Source organism: Pseudomonas sp. B22(2017) (genome assembly GCF_002113105.1).
Classification (GTDB): domain Bacteria; phylum Pseudomonadota; class Gammaproteobacteria; order Pseudomonadales; family Pseudomonadaceae; genus Aquipseudomonas; species Aquipseudomonas asiatica.
In genome coordinates this window covers 44,092-61,136 of record NZ_NEJN01000003.1, presented here as the reverse complement: position 1 = coordinate 61,136, position 17,045 = coordinate 44,092, and the positions used below count along the sequence as shown (strand labels likewise).

Here is a 17,045-nt window from a genome sequence, read left to right as displayed (position 1 = left end):
GTGCCCGCGAAGGGCTGCGAAGCAGCCCCAAAAAACATCCCCATTTACGCTACAATCCCGCCCTTGTCGTTCAGCACTGCTACAGGATCTTCCATGTCGGTTCCCTTCGTTCACCTGCGCGTCCACTCCGAATTCTCGCTGGTCGACGGCCTGGTGCGGATCAAGCCGCTGGCCAAGGCGCTGGCCGGGATGAACATGCCGGCGGTGGCGATCACCGACCAGAGCAACATGTGCTCGCTGGTAAAGTTCTACAAGACTGCCATGGGCGCGGGCATCAAGCCGATCTGCGGCGCCGACCTGTGGCTGGCCGCTGCCGACCCGGAAGCACCGCTGTCGCGTATCTGCTTCCTGGCCATGAACCCCAAGGGGTACCGCAACCTCACCGAGCTGATCTCGCGCGGCTGGACCGAGGGCCAGCGCAACGGCCTGGTGATCCTTCAGCGTGAATGGATCGCCCCGGCCAGCGAGGGCCTGATCGCCCTGTCCGCAGGCAAGGAAGGTGACATCGGCATGGCCTTGCTGGCGGGGCGGCAAGATGAAGCCGAGGCCCTGCTGCAGGACTGGATGGCGATGTTCCCCGAGCGCTTCTATGTCGAGGTGCAGCGCACCAACCGCGCCCGCGACGAGGAATATGTGCACGCCGCCGTGGCCTTGGCCGACAGGTTCGGCGCTCCGCTGGTGGCAACCAACGATGTGCGTTTCATCAAGCAATCGGACTTCGATGCTCACGAAACCCGCGTATGCATCGGTGAGGGCTGGACCCTTGACGACCCGCGCCGTCCAAGGATGTACAGCGACCAGCAGTACCTGAAGTCGGCCGAAGAAATGACCGAACTGTTCAGCGACCTGCCCGACGCCATTGCCAACACCGTCGAGATTGCCAAGCGTTGCAACATCCAGGTGCAGCTGGGCAAGTACTTCCTGCCCGACTTCCCCACGCCCAATGGCATGGGCATCGATGACTACCTGCGGCATGTGTCCCACGAAGGCCTGGAAGAGCGCCTGGCAGTGCTGTGGCCGAAAGAGACCACGCCCAACTACGAAGAGAAGCGCCAGGTTTACCTGGACCGCCTGAAGTTCGAACTGGACATCATCATCCAGATGGGCTTCCCCGGTTACTTCCTGATCGTGATGGACTTCATCAAGTGGGCCAAGAACAACGGTGTGCCGGTCGGCCCGGGCCGGGGGTCGGGTGCTGGCTCGCTGGTGGCCTATGTACTGAAGATCACCGACCTCGACCCGCTGGCCTACGACCTGCTGTTCGAGCGCTTCCTCAACCCTGAACGTATTTCCATGCCCGACTTCGACGTTGACTTCTGCATGGATGGCCGTGACCGGGTGATCGACTATGTGGCCGAAGCCTATGGCCGCAACGCGGTCAGCCAGATCATCACCTTCGGTACCATGGCGGCGAAGGCGGTGGTGCGAGACGTGGCGCGGGTACAGGGCAAGTCCTACGGCCTGGCCGACCGCCTGTCGAAGATGATCCCGTTCGAAGTGGGCATGACCCTGGAAAAGGCCTACGAGCAGGAAGAGATCCTGCGCGACTTCCTCAAGGGTGACGAAGACGCCCGCGAAATCTGGGACATGGCCCTGAAGCTCGAGGGCGTGACACGCGGTACCGGCAAGCACGCCGGTGGTGTGGTCATTGCCCCCACCAAGCTCACCGACTTCTCGCCGATCGCCTGTGATGAAGAGGGCGGCGGCCTGGTAACCCAGTTCGACAAGGATGACGTCGAGGCCGCCGGCCTGGTGAAGTTCGACTTCCTCGGCCTGCGGACCCTGACCATCATCAAGTGGGCGATGGAGATCATCAACCGCGAGCAGGCCAAGAAGAACCTGCCCGATGTAAACATCGACTTCATCCCACTGGACGACCGCAAGACCTACGAGCTGTTGCAGAAGGCCGAAACCACGGCGGTGTTCCAGCTTGAATCGCGGGGCATGAAAGAGCTGATCAAGAAGCTCAAGCCCGACTGCCTGGAAGACCTTATCGCACTGGTGGCGCTGTTCCGCCCAGGCCCGCTGCAGTCGGGCATGGTGGACGACTTCATCAACCGCAAGCACGGCCGCGCCGAGCTCGCCTACCCCCATCCGGACTACCAGTACGAAGGCCTGAAGCCGGTGCTGGCACCGACCTACGGCATCATCCTGTACCAGGAACAGGTGATGCAGATCGCCCAGGTGATGGCTGGTTATACCCTCGGCGGCGCCGACATGCTGCGCCGTGCGATGGGTAAGAAGAAGCCCGAGGAAATGGCCAAACAGCGCGGTGGTTTCATCGAAGGTTGTGCCAACAACAATATCGATGCAGACCTGGCTGGTAACATCTTCGACCTGGTGGAAAAGTTCGCCGGTTACGGCTTCAACAAATCCCACTCCGCCGCCTATGGCCTGGTTTCGTACCAGACCGCATGGCTGAAAACCCACCACCCGGCGCCGTTCATGGCTGCGGTGTTGTCGGCGGATATGCACAACACCGACAAGGTGGTGGTGCTGGTCGAGGAAGTGCGCAGCATGAAGCTGCGCCTCGACGCGCCCGACGTGAACTTCTCCGACTTCAAGTTCACCGTCAACAATGACGGGCGCATCGTCTACGGCCTGGGCGCCATCAAGGGCGTCGGCGAGGGCCCGGTGGAGGCGATCGTCGAGGCTCGCGCCCAGGGTGGCCCATTCAAGGACCTGTTCGACTTCTGTGAGCGCATCGACCTCAAACGGGTCAACAAGCGTACCCTCGACGCGCTGATCCGCAGTGGTGCGCTGGACCGCCTGGGCCCGCACTTCCATGACGAGATCAAGGCCTACCACGCCAATATCGATATCAACCGTGCAACCCTGCTCTCGGCGCTGGGCGAGGCCATCAAGGCTGCCGAGCAGGCCGCCCACACAGCTGACAGTGGCCACGTCGACCTGTTCGGCGGCATGTTCGAAGAGGCGGATGCCGACGTCTACGCCAACCACCGCAAGGTGCGCGAACTGACCCTCAAGGAACGCCTGAAGGGCGAAAAGGACACCCTTGGCCTGTACCTCACCGGCCACCCGATCGACGAGTACGAGACCGAGATCCGCCGCTTCGCCCGCCAGCGCATCATCGACCTCAAGCCGTCACGCGATACCCAGACCATCGCCGGCATGATCATTGCCCTGCGGGTGATGAAGAACAAGAAGGGCGACAAGATGGGCTTCGTCACCCTGGATGACCGCTCCGGGCGCATCGAGGCGTCGCTGTTTGCCGATGCCTTCATGGCGGCACAGTCCTTGCTGCAGACCGATGCCATGGTGGTGGTCGAAGGCGAGGTCAGCAACGACGATTTCTCCGGTGGCCTGCGCCTGCGGGTGAAGCAGGTGATGACCATGGAGGATGCGCGCACCAAGCTGGCCGAGAGCCTGCGCCTGAAGGTGGCACACGAAGCGCTCAAGGGCGACCGGCTGAAGTGGCTGGGCGAGTTGATTACCCGACATCGCGGCGCTTGCCCGATCACCCTCGAATACACCGGCAGCGACGCCAAGGCCATGCTGCAGTTCGGCGAGCAGTGGGCTATCGACCCGGCCGATGGGCTGATTCAGGCGCTGCGTGACCAGTTCGGGCGTGAGAACGTCTTCCTGCAATATCGTTGAACCGACAAAAATTTAATCTCGACCTGAATGCGCCTGATCCCTTAAGGTAGGGCGCCAAACGGATCAACCGGCCGGCCGCCTGGCCGTAGACCCAAGACGGATGACTATGAACCCGAATTTTCTCGATTTCGAACAGCCGATTGCCGACCTGCAAGCCAAGATCGAAGGCCTGCGCCTGGTAGGCAACGACAATTCGCTGAACATCAGCGATGAAATTGCCCGTCTGCAAGACAAGAGCAACACCCTGACCGAAAGCATCTTCGGCAACCTGACCAGCTGGCAGATCGCCCGCCTGGCTCGTCATCCGCGTCGTCCTTACACCCTGGACTACCTGGAGCACATCTTCACCGAGTTCGAAGAACTGCACGGCGACCGTCATTTCTCGGACGACGCTGCCATCGTCGGCGGTACTGCCCGCCTGGACGGCAAGCCGGTCATGGTCATCGGTCACCAGAAGGGCCGCGAAGTGCGCGAGAAGGTACGCCGCAACTTCGGCATGCCGCGCCCTGAAGGCTACCGCAAGGCCTGCCGCCTGATGGAAATGGCCGAGCGCTTCAAGATGCCGATCCTGACCTTCATCGACACCCCGGGCGCCTACCCGGGCATCGACGCCGAAGAGCGCAACCAGAGCGAGGCCATCGCCTGGAACCTGCGCGTGATGGCGCGCCTGAAAACCCCGATCATCGCCACCGTGATCGGTGAGGGTGGTTCCGGCGGTGCGCTGGCCATCGGTGTGTGCGACCAGTTGAACATGCTGCAGTACTCCACCTACTCGGTGATCTCGCCGGAAGGCTGCGCCTCGATCCTGTGGAAGACTGCCGACAAGGCAGCCGACGCAGCCGAAGCCATGGGCATCACCGCCGAGCGCCTGAAGAGCCTGAACATCGTCGACAAGGTCATCCAGGAGCCGCTGGGCGGCGCCCACCGTGACCCGGCGAAGATGTCGGAAAGCATCCGTGCCGACCTGGTACAGCAGCTGGACATGCTCGGCAAGCTCGACCATGACGCGCTGCTGGCCCGCCGTTACGATCGCCTGATGAGCTACGGTATCTGATAGCGAGATGAATGGCACCGGCTTCGCCGGTGTTCGCGGGTGAACCCGCTCCCACAGGTACTGCGCAGCCCTCTGAAACGGCGCGATCCCTGTGGGAGCGGGTTCACCCGCGAATGCATTCTCGAATTGAGTGCGGGTTCGATGATCAACCTCACCCTTTGGCTCAACGCCCCAGTCTGGTACATCGCCTTCTCCGGCGGCCTCGATTCCACCGTCCTCCTGCACCTGCTCGCCGACTACGCCCGCAATCACGCATCCCCTCCATTGCGCGCCATCCACGTCCACCACGGCCTGCAATCCGCCGCCGATGCCTGGCCCGCCCACTGCCAAACCGTCTGCGACAATCTCGGCATCGAACTCCAGGTCATCCACGTCCAGGTCATCCCCGGCGCCAGCCTCGAACAGTCCGCCCGCGACGCCCGCTATGCTGCCTTCAGGCAAGCCCTCGGCCCAGGCGACATCCTGTTCACCGGCCAGCACCGCGACGACCAGGCCGAAACCCTGCTGTTCCGCCTGCTGCGCGGCGCAGGCCTGCGTGGCATGGCTGCAATGCCGGGGCAGCGGGCGCTAGGGCAGGGTAGCCTGGTCAGGCCATTGCTGGGCTGTTCCCGCCAGCAACTGCAGGACCACGCCCAGGCCAATGGGCTGGCCTGGATCGAAGATCCGACGAACGCTGACACACAATTTGCCCGCAACTACCTGCGCAGCGAAGTCTTTCCGCTGCTTCGGCAACGTTGGCCGCAGGCCAGCCAGAACCTGGCCCGCGCCGCCGAGCACCTGAGCGAAGCCCAAGGCCTGCTGGACGAGCTTGCCCAGGACGACCTGGCGCTCGCCGGGGAGGGCGCGCCGGTGGCTTGGCCGGGGCTGGACTCCCTCGACCTGGCCACCCTGGTGGCGCTGTCGCCGGCCCGTCAGCGCAATGCCCTGCAGTACTGGCTGAGCCGCCGTACCCGGCTGCCCGACACCCGGCACTGGGCCGGCTGGGCGGACCTGCGCGATGCCGCGGCCGATGCCCGGCCCGCCTGGCAGCTTGCCGATGGGCAGTTGCTGCGCAGTCATGGCCGCATCTGGTGGTTGAGTGGTGACTGGCTGCAGCTGCCCGTCGGCGAACTGCCCTGGGCTGATACCGCCAAGCCTTTGCTGTTGCCGGGTAACGGCAGGGTGCGTCTTGTTGGCGCAGCGCCGCTGGACGGCCTGCGCATTGCCTACCGCCAGGGCGGTGAAGTGCTGGATGTACCCGGCCGCGGCCGACGCGACCTCAAGCGCCTGTTAAACGAACTGCAGGTGCCGCTTTTCCTGCGCCCGCGCCTGCCACTGCTGTACCAGGGCGAACGCTTGCTGGCGGTGGCCAACCTGCCCGGGCTGGTGCAGGCTGATTGCCAGCTGTCCTGGCAGTTGCCGACGAACGCGCAAGGTTTGAGCTGAAGGGTACATTCGGGTAGACTACCCTCCCTTCTTGATACAGCTTCTGTGGGTTCCGCGAAAACACAGGAGTTGCCGATTACCAAGCAGTTTTTTGCTGGGCTGATTCTGAAAATGACGAGCGAGCTCCATGCCGGGGATACCCCTGGTCTGTACAGACGCGGCAGTTTTTCGAGATGCACTGTGATTGACGCAGGTGATCGGGGGCTTCGGCCTTCCTTCGCTTTCTCCGGCGGCGCTGGCCGCCTTAACGCAGACTTCTAGGGTTTTTCATGACGCGCTACATATTCGTCACGGGCGGTGTTGTTTCTTCATTGGGGAAAGGCATTGCCTCGGCTTCCCTGGCGGCCATCCTGGAAGCGCGGGGCCTGAAGGTCACCATGCTCAAGCTGGATCCGTACATCAACGTCGATCCGGGCACCATGAGCCCGTTCCAGCACGGTGAAGTGTTCGTCACCCACGATGGCGCCGAGACCGACCTCGACCTGGGCCACTACGAGCGGTTCATCCGCACCACCATGACCCAGAACAACAACTTCACCACCGGCCGCATCTACGAGCACGTACTGCGCAAGGAACGTCGTGGTGACTACCTGGGCGCGACCATCCAGGTCATCCCGCACATTACCGACGAAATCAAGCGTCGCATCATCAAGGGCGCCGGCGATGCCGACGTGGCCCTGGTGGAAATCGGCGGTACCGTGGGTGACATCGAGTCGCAGCCGTTCCTCGAAGCCATCCGCCAGCTGCGCGTCGAAGTGGGCTCCAAGCGCGCCATGCTGATGCACCTGACCCTGGTCCCGTACATCGCCACCGCTGGCGAGACCAAGACCAAGCCGACCCAGCACTCGGTCAAGGAGCTGCGCTCCATCGGCCTGCAGCCTGACGTGCTGATCTGCCGCTCCGACCACCCGGTCGATGCCTCGTCGCGTCGCAAGATCGCGCTGTTCACCAACGTTGAAGAGCGTGCGGTGATCTCGCTGGAAGACGTCGACACCATCTACAAGATCCCGGGCGTGCTGCACGCACAGGGCCTGGACGATTTCGTCGTCGAGCGTTTCGGCCTGCAGTGCAATGGCGCCGACCTGTCCGAGTGGGACAAGGTGGTCGATGCCAAGCTCAACCCTGAGCACGAAGTGACCATCGCCATGGTCGGCAAGTACATGGAGCTGCTGGATGCGTACAAGTCGCTGATCGAAGCGATGAGCCACGCCGGCATCACCAACCGCACCAAGGTCAACCTGCGCTACATCGACTCGGAAGACATCGAGAACCAGGGTACTAGCCTGCTCGAAGGCGCCGATGCCATCCTGGTGCCGGGCGGTTTCGGCCTGCGCGGCGTGGAAGGCAAGATCACCGCGGTGCAATACGCCCGTGAGAACAAGGTGCCGTACCTGGGTATCTGCCTGGGCATGCAGGTGGCCGTGATCGAATTCGCCCGTAACGTGATGGGCTGGAAGGACGCCAACTCCACCGAGTTCGACCGCAACAGCGGCCACCCGGTAGTCGGCCTGATCACCGAGTGGGCCGATGCCACCGGTGCCGTCGAAACCCGCAGCGAAGCCTCCGACCTGGGCGGTACCATGCGTCTGGGCGCACAGGACTGCCAGCTGGCGGCCGGTTCCAAGGTGCACGATTGCTACGGCAAGGACGTGATCACCGAGCGTCACCGCCATCGCTACGAAGTGAACAACAACCTGCTGCCGCAACTGATCGATGCCGGCCTGGTGGTTTCCGGCCGCTCTGAAGACGGCGCGCTGGTGGAAGTGGTGGAGTCCAAGGACCACCCATGGTTCGTCGCCTGCCAGTTCCACCCGGAATTCACCTCGACCCCGCGTGACGGCCACCCGCTGTTCAGCGGCTTCGTCAAGGCAGCCCTGGCTCAGAAGAACAAGGCCTGATCAATGACCCAGAAGATCATTCGCGTCGGTAACATCGAGATAGCCAACGACAAGCCGTTCGTCCTGTTCGGCGGCATGAACGTCCTGGAGTCCCGTGACCTGGCAATGAAGGTCTGCGAAGAGTACGTGCGGGTGACCGAGAAGCTCGGTATCCCGTACGTGTTCAAGGCCAGCTTCGACAAGGCCAACCGTTCGTCGGTGACCTCGTACCGTGGCCCGGGCATGGAAGAGGGGCTGAAGATCTTCGAAGAGATCAAGCGCACCTTCAACGTGCCGGTCATCACCGACGTGCACGAGCCTTACCAGGCCGAGCCTGTAGCCAAGGTGTGCGACATCATCCAGCTGCCGGCCTTCCTGTCGCGGCAGACCGACCTGGTGGTGGCCATGGCCAAGACCGGCGCAGTGATCAACATCAAGAAGGCCCAGTTCCTCGCGCCCCAGGAAATGAAACACATCCTGACCAAGTGCGAAGAGGCCGGTAACGACCAGTTGATTCTCTGCGAGCGTGGTTCGAGCTTCGGCTACAACAACCTGGTGGTGGACATGCTCGGCTTCGGCATCATGAAGAAGTTCGAGTACCCGGTGTTCTTCGACGTGACCCACGCCCTGCAGATGCCGGGTGGTCGCGCCGATTCCGCCGGTGGTCGCCGCGCCCAGGTCACCGACCTGGCCAAGGCCGGCATGAGCCAAGGCCTGGCAGGGCTGTTCCTCGAAGCACACCCCGATCCGGACAACGCCAAGTGCGATGGCCCATGTGCCCTGCGCCTGGACAAACTGGAGCCATTCCTGGCCCAGCTCAAGCAACTGGACGACCTGGTGAAAAGTTTTCCGACGGTAGAAACCGCGTAAAGCTCAATTCTCGGGTAAAGTACCGTCCGATCCACCCCTGACCAGTCGGTCAGGGGTTCCCTTCACCCGGCCTGCCCACTGCAAGTCCGCCCGGTGAACGGCAAGAATTTCCTAAGCTAAGTTGTTTTCGTCAATTCTGGAGTGCTTACAACAATGGCAAAAATCGTCGACATCAAAGGTCGTGAAGTTCTCGATTCGCGTGGCAACCCCACCGTGGAAGCCGATGTACTGCTCGACAACGGCATCATCGGCAGCGCTTGCGCGCCGTCCGGTGCTTCCACTGGCTCGCGCGAAGCGCTGGAGCTGCGTGATGGCGACAAGAGCCGTTACCTGGGCAAGGGCGTGCTGAAGGCCGTCGCCAACATCAACGGCCCGATCCGTGACCTGCTGCTGGGCAAGGACCCTGCCGACCAGAAGGCCCTGGACCGCGCCATGATCGAGCTGGACGGTACCGAGAACAAGGCCAAGCTGGGCGCCAACGCCATCCTGGCCGTTTCCCTGGCTGCCGCCAAGGCCGCTGCCCAGGACCAGGACCTGCCGCTGTACGCGCACATCGCCAACCTGAACGGCACCCCTGGCCAGTACTCGATGCCGGTACCGATGATGAACATCATCAACGGTGGCGAGCACGCCGACAACAACGTCGACATCCAGGAGTTCATGGTACAGCCGGTTGGCGCCAAGACCTTCTCCGACGGCCTGCGCATGGGTACCGAAATCTTCCACCACCTCAAAGCCGTGCTCAAGGCCCGTGGTCTGAACACCGCCGTTGGTGACGAAGGTGGTTTCGCCCCTAACCTGGCTTCCAACGAAGACGCCCTGGGCGCCATCGCCGAAGCTGTCGAGAAAGCCGGCTACAAGCTGGGCACCGACGTGACCCTGGCCTTGGACTGCGCGGCTTCCGAGTTCTACGAAGACGGCAAGTACAACCTGTCCGGCGAAGGCAAGTCGTTCGACGCCGAAGGCTTTGCCGAGTACCTGAAAGGCCTGACCGAGCGCTTCCCGATCATCTCGATCGAAGACGGACTGGACGAGTCCGACTGGGCTGGCTGGAAGATCCTCACCGACAAGATCGGCACCAAGGTGCAGCTGGTTGGCGACGACCTGTTCGTGACCAACACCAAGATCCTCAAGGAAGGCATCGAGAAGGGCATCGGTAACTCGATCCTGATCAAGTTCAACCAGATCGGCTCGCTGACCGAAACCCTGGAAGCCATCCAGATGGCCAAGGCTGCTGGCTACACCGCGGTGATTTCGCACCGTTCCGGTGAAACCGAAGACTCGACCATTGCCGACCTGGCCGTGGGTACTGCTGCTGGCCAGATCAAGACTGGTTCGCTGTGCCGTTCCGACCGCGTTTCCAAGTACAACCAGCTGCTGCGCATCGAAGAGCAACTGGGTGCCAAAGCGGTTTACCGCGGTCGTGCCGAGTTTCGCGGCTAAGCAAGAGATGGTAAAAAGACAGCAGCCGGAGTTGTAGGAACGTTCGTACTGTTCTTTCCTACATTCCAACGGGTTTCTGTCGACGAAGCCTGGCCTCGGCCAGGCTTCGTGCTATTCGAGGCCCCGAAGTAAAAAGTACCCGGCAGCCTTTTTAACCTGGATAACGTGATGCGCAGTCCCTATTGGTTGTTCCTCGTCCTGCTCCTGCTGCTGGGTGGCCTGCAGTACCGCCTGTGGGTGGGTAATGGCAGCCTGGCGCAAGTGACCGAGCTGAAGCAGCAGATTGCCGAGCAGCATGCCGAAAACGAGCGCTTGCTCGAGCGCAACCGCGTGCTCGATGCCGAAGTGCTGGAGCTGAAAAAAGGCATGGAGACCGTTGAAGAGCGGGCTCGCCACGAATTGGGGATGGTCAAAGAGGGCGAAACCCTCTTCCAGTTGCCACAGAAATGATCGAAACCTTACCGGCCTTCTGGGCTGTGATTCCTGCTGCGGGCGTAGGTGCCCGCATGGCTGCCGACCGCCCCAAGCAGTATCTGGAGCTGGCCGGGCAGACCATTCTCGAGCACAGCCTCGACTGTTTTCTTGGCCACCCGATGCTCAAGGGCGTGGTGGTCAGCATTGCCGAAGATGACCCGTACTGGCCTCGCCTGCGCTGCGCCTGCGACCCGCGCATCCAGCGCGCCGCGGGTGGCCACGAGCGTGCCGACTCGGTGCTCAATGCATTGCTGATGCTGCATGCTCAAGGGGCGGCGGACAGCGACTGGGTGCTTGTGCATGATGCCGCGCGACCAAACCTGGCGCGCAGCGATCTGGACAAGCTGTTGTCGGAGCTGGCAGGCGACCCGGTGGGTGGCCTGCTGGCGGTGCCGGCGCGCGATACCCTCAAGCGGGCCGATGCCGATGGTCGGGTGGGCGCTACCGTCGACCGCAGCACCATCTGGCAGGCCTATACGCCGCAGATGTTCCGCCTGGGGGCGTTGCATCGGGCACTGGCCGAGTGCCTTGTGTCGGATGTGCTGGTGACCGACGAGTCCTCTGCCATCGAGTGGTCCGGCCAGGCGCCGCGGCTGGTCGAAGGGCGCAGCGACAACATCAAGGTGACCCGGCCGGAAGACTTGGAGTGGTTGCGCCAGCGTTGGGCAGGGCGCCGCTGAATTTCTTGCCCTGTGCCGGCCTCTTCGCGGGTAAACCCGCTCCCACAGGTATCGCACATCCCTTCAGGTTTGCGCTGTACCTGTGGGAGCGGGTTTACCCGCGAAGAGGCCAGACCAGCCAGCACAAGGTTTCAGTTCAAGCGATACTCCGGCAACCCCGCCAACCCTTCTTTCAGGTAATCCACCAGCCGCCGAACCTTCGGCGACAGGTGCCGCTGCTGCGGATACAGCGCCCACACCGCGGTATTCGGTGGCTGGTGCGCCTCAAGCAACGACACCAGCGCACCACTGTTCAAGTGCTCCAGCACGTAGTAATCCGGCAACTGGCACAACCCCATCCCCTGCAGCGCCGCGTCCAGCACCGCCTGCCCGCTGTTGCAACGCCAGTTGCCCTGGACTCGCTGGCTGATCTCGCGGCCGTCCTGCTGCAGCGCCCACAAATCCGAACTGCCTACCAGGCAGTTGTGCCGCGCCAGTTCCGACAGGCTGTGCGGCCGACCATAACGTTCCAGGTAGGCCGGCGAAGCGCACAGGTACATGCGCCGGGGTGCCAGGCGGGTTGCCACCAGTCGTGAGTCGGCCAGCCGGCCCAGGCGGATGGCCAGGTCCATGCCTTCATGCACCAGGTCGAGGGTATGGTTGCTCAGTTCCACATCCACCCGCAGCTGCGGGTACAGCGCCATGAACCGCGTCACCAGCGGCACGATGAAACGCTCGCCGTAGGCCACCGCGCAGGTCATGCGCAGCAGCCCCTTGGGCTCGCTGGCCAGATCGCCCATGGCGCGTAGAGCTTCCTCGCGGCCATCCTGCAGGCGCTGGCAGTGCTGCAGGAATGTCTGCCCGGCCTCGCTCAGGGTCACCCGCCGGGTACTGCGGTACAGCAGGCGCGTCTGCAGCCGCTCCTCCAGCCGGGCGATCTGCCGGCTGATGTGCGACGAGGAAACCCCCAGGCGCTCTGCGGCCGCGGTGAACTGGCCCGACTCGGCCACGGCGACGAACTCGTCGATGCCTTCCCAGCGGCTGCTCATTGATTATCCCTGTATGGCAATAATGTTTTGTCTTTGGCCTGATTATTCATCAAAAGGCGGTGAATTACACTGCCAGACTGAATCGACCCTCTGTCTGGAGACCTTTGATGATCAAGTCCCGTGCTGCCGTAGCTTTCGAAGCCAAGAAACCCCTGGAAATCGTCGAAGTCGACGTGGCCATGCCCAAGGCCGGTGAAGTGCTGCTGCGCGTGGTCGCCAGCGGTGTCTGCCACACCGACGCCTACACTCTGTCGGGCGCCGACCCGGAGGGCATCTTCCCGTCGATCCTCGGTCACGAAGGTGGCGCGATCGTCGAGGCGATAGGCGAGGGCGTCACCTCGGTCGCCGTCGGTGACCACGTCATTCCGCTGTACACCCCGGAATGCGGCAAGTGCAAGTTCTGCCTCTCGGGCAAGACCAACCTTTGCCAGGCCATCCGCGCCACCCAGGGCAAGGGCCTGATGCCGGACGGCACCACGCGCTTCTCCTACAAAGGTCAGCAGCTGTTCCACTACATGGGTACCTCGACCTTCTCCGAGTACACCGTGCTGCCGGAAATCTCCGTGGCCAAGATCCAGAAAGAAGCGCCGCTGGAAAAGGTCTGCCTGCTGGGTTGTGGCGTCACCACCGGTATCGGCGCGGTGCTCAACACCGCCAAGGTCAAGCCGGGTGACACCGTGGCCATCTTCGGTCTGGGCGGCATCGGCCTGTCGGCAGTGATTGGTGCGGTCAAGGCAAAGGCGTCGCGCATCATTGCCATCGACATCAACCCGGCCAAGTTCGAGATCGCCCGTCAGCTGGGTGCCACCGACTGCATCAACCCGAAAGACTACGACCGCCCGATCCAGGAAGTGATCGTCGACCTCACCGACGGCGGCGTGGACTTCTCGTTCGAGTGCATCGGCAACGTGCAGCTGATGCGTGCTGCGCTGGAATGCTGCCACAAGGGCTGGGGTGAGTCGGTGATCATCGGCGTGGCCGGTGCCGGCCAGGAAATCGCCACCCGTCCGTTCCAGCTGGTCACCGGTCGCGTATGGCGTGGTTCGGCGTTCGGTGGCGTGCGTGGTCGCAGCGAGCTGCCGAGCTACGTGGAAATGTCCGAGAAGGGCGAGATCCCGCTGGATACCTTCATTACCCACACCATGGGCCTGGAAGACATCAACAAGGCCTTCGACCTGATGCATGAAGGCAAGAGCATCCGCAGCGTCATCCACTTCTGAGGTTTGCCATGAGCCTGGATAACATCTCCTGCCAGAAGAGCTTCGGCGGCTGGCACAAGCGTTACCGGCATCACTCCAAGGTGCTGGGTTGCGACATGGTGTTCGCCGTCTACCTGCCGCCGCAGGCCGAACAGGGCGAAAAGCTGCCGGTGCTGTATTGGCTCAGCGGCCTAACCTGCACCGACGAGAACTTCATGCAGAAGGCCGGCGCCCAGCGTCTGGCCGCGGAGCTTGGGTTGATCATCGTCGCCCCCGACACCAGCCCGCGTGGCGAGCAGGTGCCGGGCGACCCGGACGGTGCCTGGGACTTCGGCCTGGGTGCTGGCTTCTACCTCAATGCCACTCAGCAGCCCTGGGCCCAGCACTACCGCATGCACGACTATGTGGTGGAGGAGTTGCCCGCGTTGATCGAGGCGCACTTCCCGGCTTCGGGCGAGCGCAGCATCAGTGGCCACTCCATGGGTGGGCATGGCGCGCTGGTGTGCGCCTTGCGCAACCCGGGGCGCTACCGCTCGGTGTCGGCGTTCTCGCCGATCAGCAACCCGATGGATTGCCCGTGGGGCGAGAAAGCCTTCAGCCGCTACCTGGGTGAAGACCGTGCGCGCTGGCGCGAGTGGGATGCCAGCGTGCTGCTGGCCGAGGCTCCGGCCGGCGAATGCCCGCCGTTGCTGGTGGACCAGGGCGACCGTGACGACTTCCTCGAAAAGCAGCTCAAGCCTGAAGCGCTGGAGCAGGCGGCACGCAAAGGGGGGCATGAACTGACCCTGCGCCTGCAGCCTGGCTATGACCACAGCTACTACTTCATCGCCAGCTTCATCGAGGAGCATCTGCGTCATCATGCGGTGGCCTTGGGGCGGGTGTGAGGCGTAGCTGCGCGATCGCCTGTAGGAGCAGCCTTGTGCTGCGAATGGGCTGCGAAGCAGACCCTGGGTCTAACGCTATCGCCGATATTGCCGGGGCCGCTTTGCGGCCCATTCGCAGCACTAGGCTGCTCCTACAACGACGGCCCCAATACCGGTTAAAGCAGGTAGAATCACGCCCTGACTCATTCAGGGCGTTTTTCTATGCGTATTGGCCACGGCTACGATGTGCACCGTTTCTGCGACGGTGATTTCATTACCCTGGGCGGGGTGCGTATCCCCCACAAATACGGCCTCCTGGCCCACTCCGATGGCGACGTGCTGCTGCACGCCCTGAGCGATGCCTTGCTTGGCGCGGCAGCGCTGGGTGACATCGGCAAGCATTTCCCCGACACCGACCCGCAGTTCAAAGGCGCCAACAGCCGTGTTCTGCTGCGCCATGTGGTCGGCATCGTCCAGGCCAAGGGCTGGAAGGTCGGCAACATCGACGCCACCATCGTCGCCCAGGCGCCGAAGATGGCCCCGCACATCGAAACCATGCGCAAACTGATCGCCGAAGACCTGCAGGTCGAACTCGACCAGGTCAATGTCAAGGCTACCACCACCGAGAAGCTCGGCTTCACCGGCCGCGAGGAGGGCATCGCCGTGCATTCGGTAGCCCTGCTGCTGCCAGCATGACCGAACTGGAACTGTTGGGCCCGCGTGCGTCGGGCGAACCACTGGGTACCGCCGTTCTCAAGGCAGTGGCCGAAGATTTCCAGGTCGACGAAGTGCTGGACATCCCGCTGTCGGGACAGGGCGAGCACTTGTGGTTGTGGGTCGAAAAGCGTGACCTGAACACCGAGGAGGCGGCCCGCCGGCTGGCCCGTGCCGCTGGGGTGCCGGTGCGCACGATCAGCTACGCCGGCCTCAAGGACCGCCAGGCCCTGACCCGCCAGTGGTTCAGCCTGCACCTGCCCGGCAAGGCCGACCCGGACCTGTCGCGTGCCGAGGATGCCAGCCTGCGTGTGCTCAAGCAGGTGCGCCACCAGCGCAAGCTGCAGCGCGGTGCGCATTCGGCCAACGGCTTCACGCTGCGCCTGACTGCCCTGGCTGCCGATCACCAAGCGGTGGATGCGCGCCTGGAACAGCTCAAGCATTACGGTGTGCCGAATTATTTCGGCACCCAGCGCTTCGGCCACGGTGGCGGCAACGTTCACGACGCTCTTGATTGGGCCGCACGCAATGCCCTGCCCGAACAGCGCAACGTGCGTTCGCGGTTGCTCTCGGCCGGGCGCAGCTACCTGTTCAACCAGGTGCTGGCAGCCCGTGTTGCCGACGGCAGCTGGGCGCGTGCGCAGGTGGGCGACCTGTTGGCGTTCACCACGAGTCGTAGCTTCTTTCCTGCTGGGGAGTCGGAATGTTCCGATCCTCGGCTGGCGATTCTTGACCTGCATCCGACCGGCCCGCTGTGGGGGGCAGGCGATTCGCCGGCTACGGGGAGTACTGCGCAACAAGAGGATGCGATCGCCGCACGGCAGCCGGCACTTTGCCAGTGGCTGGCCCTGGCGGGCATGGATCACGAACGACGCATTCTGCGGCTCCCTATTGGCGGTCTTACGTGGCATTATCCCGAGCCTGATATCCTGCAACTGGAATTCGTCCTTCCGGCCGGATGTTTCGCCACCGTGGTGGTGCGCGAAATCGTGGATCTGGTGTCGGCGGGGCAGACGGACAGCTCATGCGTATTCTGATTTCGAACGACGACGGTGTTACCGCACCCGGCATCGCCGCGCTGCATGCTGCGCTGGTGGATTACGCCGAGTGCGTGGTTATTGCCCCGGATCAAGACAAGAGCGGCGCCAGCAGTTCGCTGACGCTGGACCGGCCACTGCACCCGCAGACCTTGGCCAATGGCTTCATCAGCCTCAACGGCACGCCGACCGACTGCGTGCATCTGGGGCTCAATGGGCTGTTGCCACAGGCGCCGGACATGGTTGTGTCGGGGATCAACCTCGGTGCCAACCTGGGTGACGACGTGCTCTATTCGGGCACGGTCGCGGCCGCGTTGGAAGGCCGTTTCCTCGGCGGTACCTCGCTGGCGTTTTCGCTGTTGTCGCGCCAGCCGGACAACCTGCCCACCGCGGCCCACATCGCCCGCCGCCTGGTCGAGGCTCAGTCGCGCCTGGCCTTGCCGCCGCGCACCGTGCTCAACGTCAATATCCCCAACCTGCCGCTGGAGCACATTCGTGGTATCCAGCTCACCCGCCTCGGTCACCGGGCGCGGGCGGCGGCGCCGACCAAGGTGGTCAACCCGCGCGGCAAGGAAGGCTACTGGATCGCTGTCGCCGGGGATGCCGAGGACGGTGGCCCGGGTACCGACTTCCATGCGGTGATGCAAGGCTATGTATCGATCACTCCGCTGCAGCTCGACCGCACCTTCAGTGATGCCTTCGAGCAGCTCGACGGTTGGCTGGAGGGCCTGCTCTGATGCGCGAGGACGATATGCTGCGGCGT

General features: G+C 63.2%; 14 protein-coding genes. 13 read left to right on the top strand and 1 reads right to left on the bottom strand.

Features of this window, described 5'->3' with window-relative positions:
- The first annotated feature begins 93 nt into the window (after positions 1-93).
- From dnaE to ispD, 8 genes are all read left to right on the top strand, one after another.
- Positions 94-3,618, top strand: a complete 3,525-nt coding sequence (gene dnaE / locus CAG18_RS07865; protein WP_013971262.1) for a DNA polymerase III subunit alpha — start codon at positions 94-96, stop codon at positions 3,616-3,618.
- 106 nt (positions 3,619-3,724) lie between these two features.
- Complete coding sequence (gene accA, locus CAG18_RS07860; RefSeq protein WP_013971263.1) at positions 3,725-4,672, top strand: acetyl-CoA carboxylase carboxyl transferase subunit alpha; 948 nt, start codon at positions 3,725-3,727, stop codon at positions 4,670-4,672.
- Positions 4,673-4,813: 141 nt separating this feature from the next.
- Positions 4,814-6,097 carry a tRNA lysidine(34) synthetase TilS gene (tilS, locus tag CAG18_RS07855; RefSeq protein ID WP_085720705.1) on the top strand — a complete coding sequence of 428 codons (1,284 nt, stop codon included), beginning with the start codon at positions 4,814-4,816 and terminating at the stop codon, positions 6,095-6,097.
- Positions 6,098-6,366: 269 nt separating this feature from the next.
- A complete protein-coding gene (locus CAG18_RS07850) occupies positions 6,367-7,995 on the top strand; it encodes a CTP synthase (protein WP_004375437.1) in 1,629 nt (542 codons plus the stop codon).
- A gap of 3 nt (positions 7,996-7,998) precedes the next feature.
- A complete protein-coding gene (gene kdsA, locus CAG18_RS07845; RefSeq protein WP_015269202.1) occupies positions 7,999-8,844 on the top strand; it encodes a 3-deoxy-8-phosphooctulonate synthase in 846 nt (281 codons plus the stop codon).
- Between the two features lie 153 nt (positions 8,845-8,997).
- Positions 8,998-10,287 (top strand): phosphopyruvate hydratase, encoded by a 1,290-nt coding sequence (gene eno / locus CAG18_RS07840; RefSeq protein ID WP_015269203.1) that lies wholly within the window; start codon positions 8,998-9,000, stop codon positions 10,285-10,287.
- Between the two features lie 168 nt (positions 10,288-10,455).
- A complete protein-coding gene (ftsB, locus tag CAG18_RS07835) occupies positions 10,456-10,737 on the top strand; it encodes a cell division protein FtsB (RefSeq protein WP_004375443.1) in 282 nt (93 codons plus the stop codon).
- Entirely contained in the window at positions 10,734-11,441 is a 708-nt protein-coding gene (gene ispD, locus CAG18_RS07830; RefSeq protein ID WP_085720704.1) for a 2-C-methyl-D-erythritol 4-phosphate cytidylyltransferase, read from the top strand. Before ftsB ends, ispD begins: the two co-directional genes overlap by 4 nt.
- 131 nt (positions 11,442-11,572) lie before the next feature.
- Here the strand turns inward: ispD and CAG18_RS07825 are convergent, their stop codons facing one another.
- Entirely contained in the window at positions 11,573-12,469 is an 897-nt protein-coding gene (locus CAG18_RS07825; protein WP_015269205.1) for a LysR substrate-binding domain-containing protein, read from the bottom strand.
- Between the two features lie 107 nt (positions 12,470-12,576).
- Here CAG18_RS07825 and CAG18_RS07820 point away from each other — a divergent pair, with 107 nt between their 5' ends.
- The 5 genes from CAG18_RS07820 (at position 12,577) to surE (ending at position 17,019) form a co-directional block, all read left to right on the top strand.
- On the top strand, positions 12,577-13,689 hold the full coding sequence (locus tag CAG18_RS07820; RefSeq protein ID WP_039614790.1) for an S-(hydroxymethyl)glutathione dehydrogenase/class III alcohol dehydrogenase: 1,113 nt from the start codon (positions 12,577-12,579) through the stop codon (positions 13,687-13,689).
- An 8-nt stretch (positions 13,690-13,697) separates the two neighbouring features.
- Positions 13,698-14,552 (top strand): S-formylglutathione hydrolase, encoded by an 855-nt coding sequence (fghA, locus tag CAG18_RS07815; RefSeq protein ID WP_054573190.1) that lies wholly within the window; start codon positions 13,698-13,700, stop codon positions 14,550-14,552.
- 201 nt (positions 14,553-14,753) lie between these two features.
- Complete coding sequence (gene ispF / locus CAG18_RS07810; protein WP_013971272.1) at positions 14,754-15,227, top strand: 2-C-methyl-D-erythritol 2,4-cyclodiphosphate synthase; 474 nt, start codon at positions 14,754-14,756, stop codon at positions 15,225-15,227.
- Positions 15,224-16,282 carry a tRNA pseudouridine(13) synthase TruD gene (gene truD, locus CAG18_RS07805; protein WP_015269208.1) on the top strand — a complete coding sequence of 353 codons (1,059 nt, stop codon included), beginning with the start codon at positions 15,224-15,226 and terminating at the stop codon, positions 16,280-16,282. Before ispF ends, truD begins: the two co-directional genes overlap by 4 nt.
- On the top strand, positions 16,270-17,019 hold the full coding sequence (gene surE, locus CAG18_RS07800; RefSeq protein WP_013971274.1) for a 5'/3'-nucleotidase SurE: 750 nt from the start codon (positions 16,270-16,272) through the stop codon (positions 17,017-17,019). Before truD ends, surE begins: the two co-directional genes overlap by 13 nt.
- Positions 17,020-17,045: the final 26 nt, after the last annotated feature.

Bases quoted from the DNA above. Each gene is read 5' to 3' on its own strand.
- dnaE (WP_013971262.1), top strand. From the start codon at position 94: ATGTCGGTTCCCTTCGTTCACCTGCGCGTCCACTCCGAATTCTCGCTG.
- accA (WP_013971263.1), top strand. From the start codon at position 3,725: ATGAACCCGAATTTTCTCGATTTCGAACAGCCGATTGCCGACCTGCAA.
- tilS (WP_085720705.1), top strand. From the start codon at position 4,814: ATGATCAACCTCACCCTTTGGCTCAACGCCCCAGTCTGGTACATCGCC.
- CAG18_RS07850 (WP_004375437.1), top strand. From the start codon at position 6,367: ATGACGCGCTACATATTCGTCACGGGCGGTGTTGTTTCTTCATTGGGG.
- kdsA (WP_015269202.1), top strand. From the start codon at position 7,999: ATGACCCAGAAGATCATTCGCGTCGGTAACATCGAGATAGCCAACGAC.
- eno (WP_015269203.1), top strand. From the start codon at position 8,998: ATGGCAAAAATCGTCGACATCAAAGGTCGTGAAGTTCTCGATTCGCGT.
- ftsB (WP_004375443.1), top strand. From the start codon at position 10,456: ATGCGCAGTCCCTATTGGTTGTTCCTCGTCCTGCTCCTGCTGCTGGGT.
- ispD (WP_085720704.1), top strand. From the start codon at position 10,734: ATGATCGAAACCTTACCGGCCTTCTGGGCTGTGATTCCTGCTGCGGGC.
- CAG18_RS07825 (WP_015269205.1), bottom strand. From the start codon at position 12,469: ATGAGCAGCCGCTGGGAAGGCATCGACGAGTTCGTCGCCGTGGCCGAG.
- CAG18_RS07820 (WP_039614790.1), top strand. From the start codon at position 12,577: ATGATCAAGTCCCGTGCTGCCGTAGCTTTCGAAGCCAAGAAACCCCTG.
- fghA (WP_054573190.1), top strand. From the start codon at position 13,698: ATGAGCCTGGATAACATCTCCTGCCAGAAGAGCTTCGGCGGCTGGCAC.
- ispF (WP_013971272.1), top strand. From the start codon at position 14,754: ATGCGTATTGGCCACGGCTACGATGTGCACCGTTTCTGCGACGGTGAT.
- truD (WP_015269208.1), top strand. From the start codon at position 15,224: ATGACCGAACTGGAACTGTTGGGCCCGCGTGCGTCGGGCGAACCACTG.
- surE (WP_013971274.1), top strand. From the start codon at position 16,270: ATGCGTATTCTGATTTCGAACGACGACGGTGTTACCGCACCCGGCATC.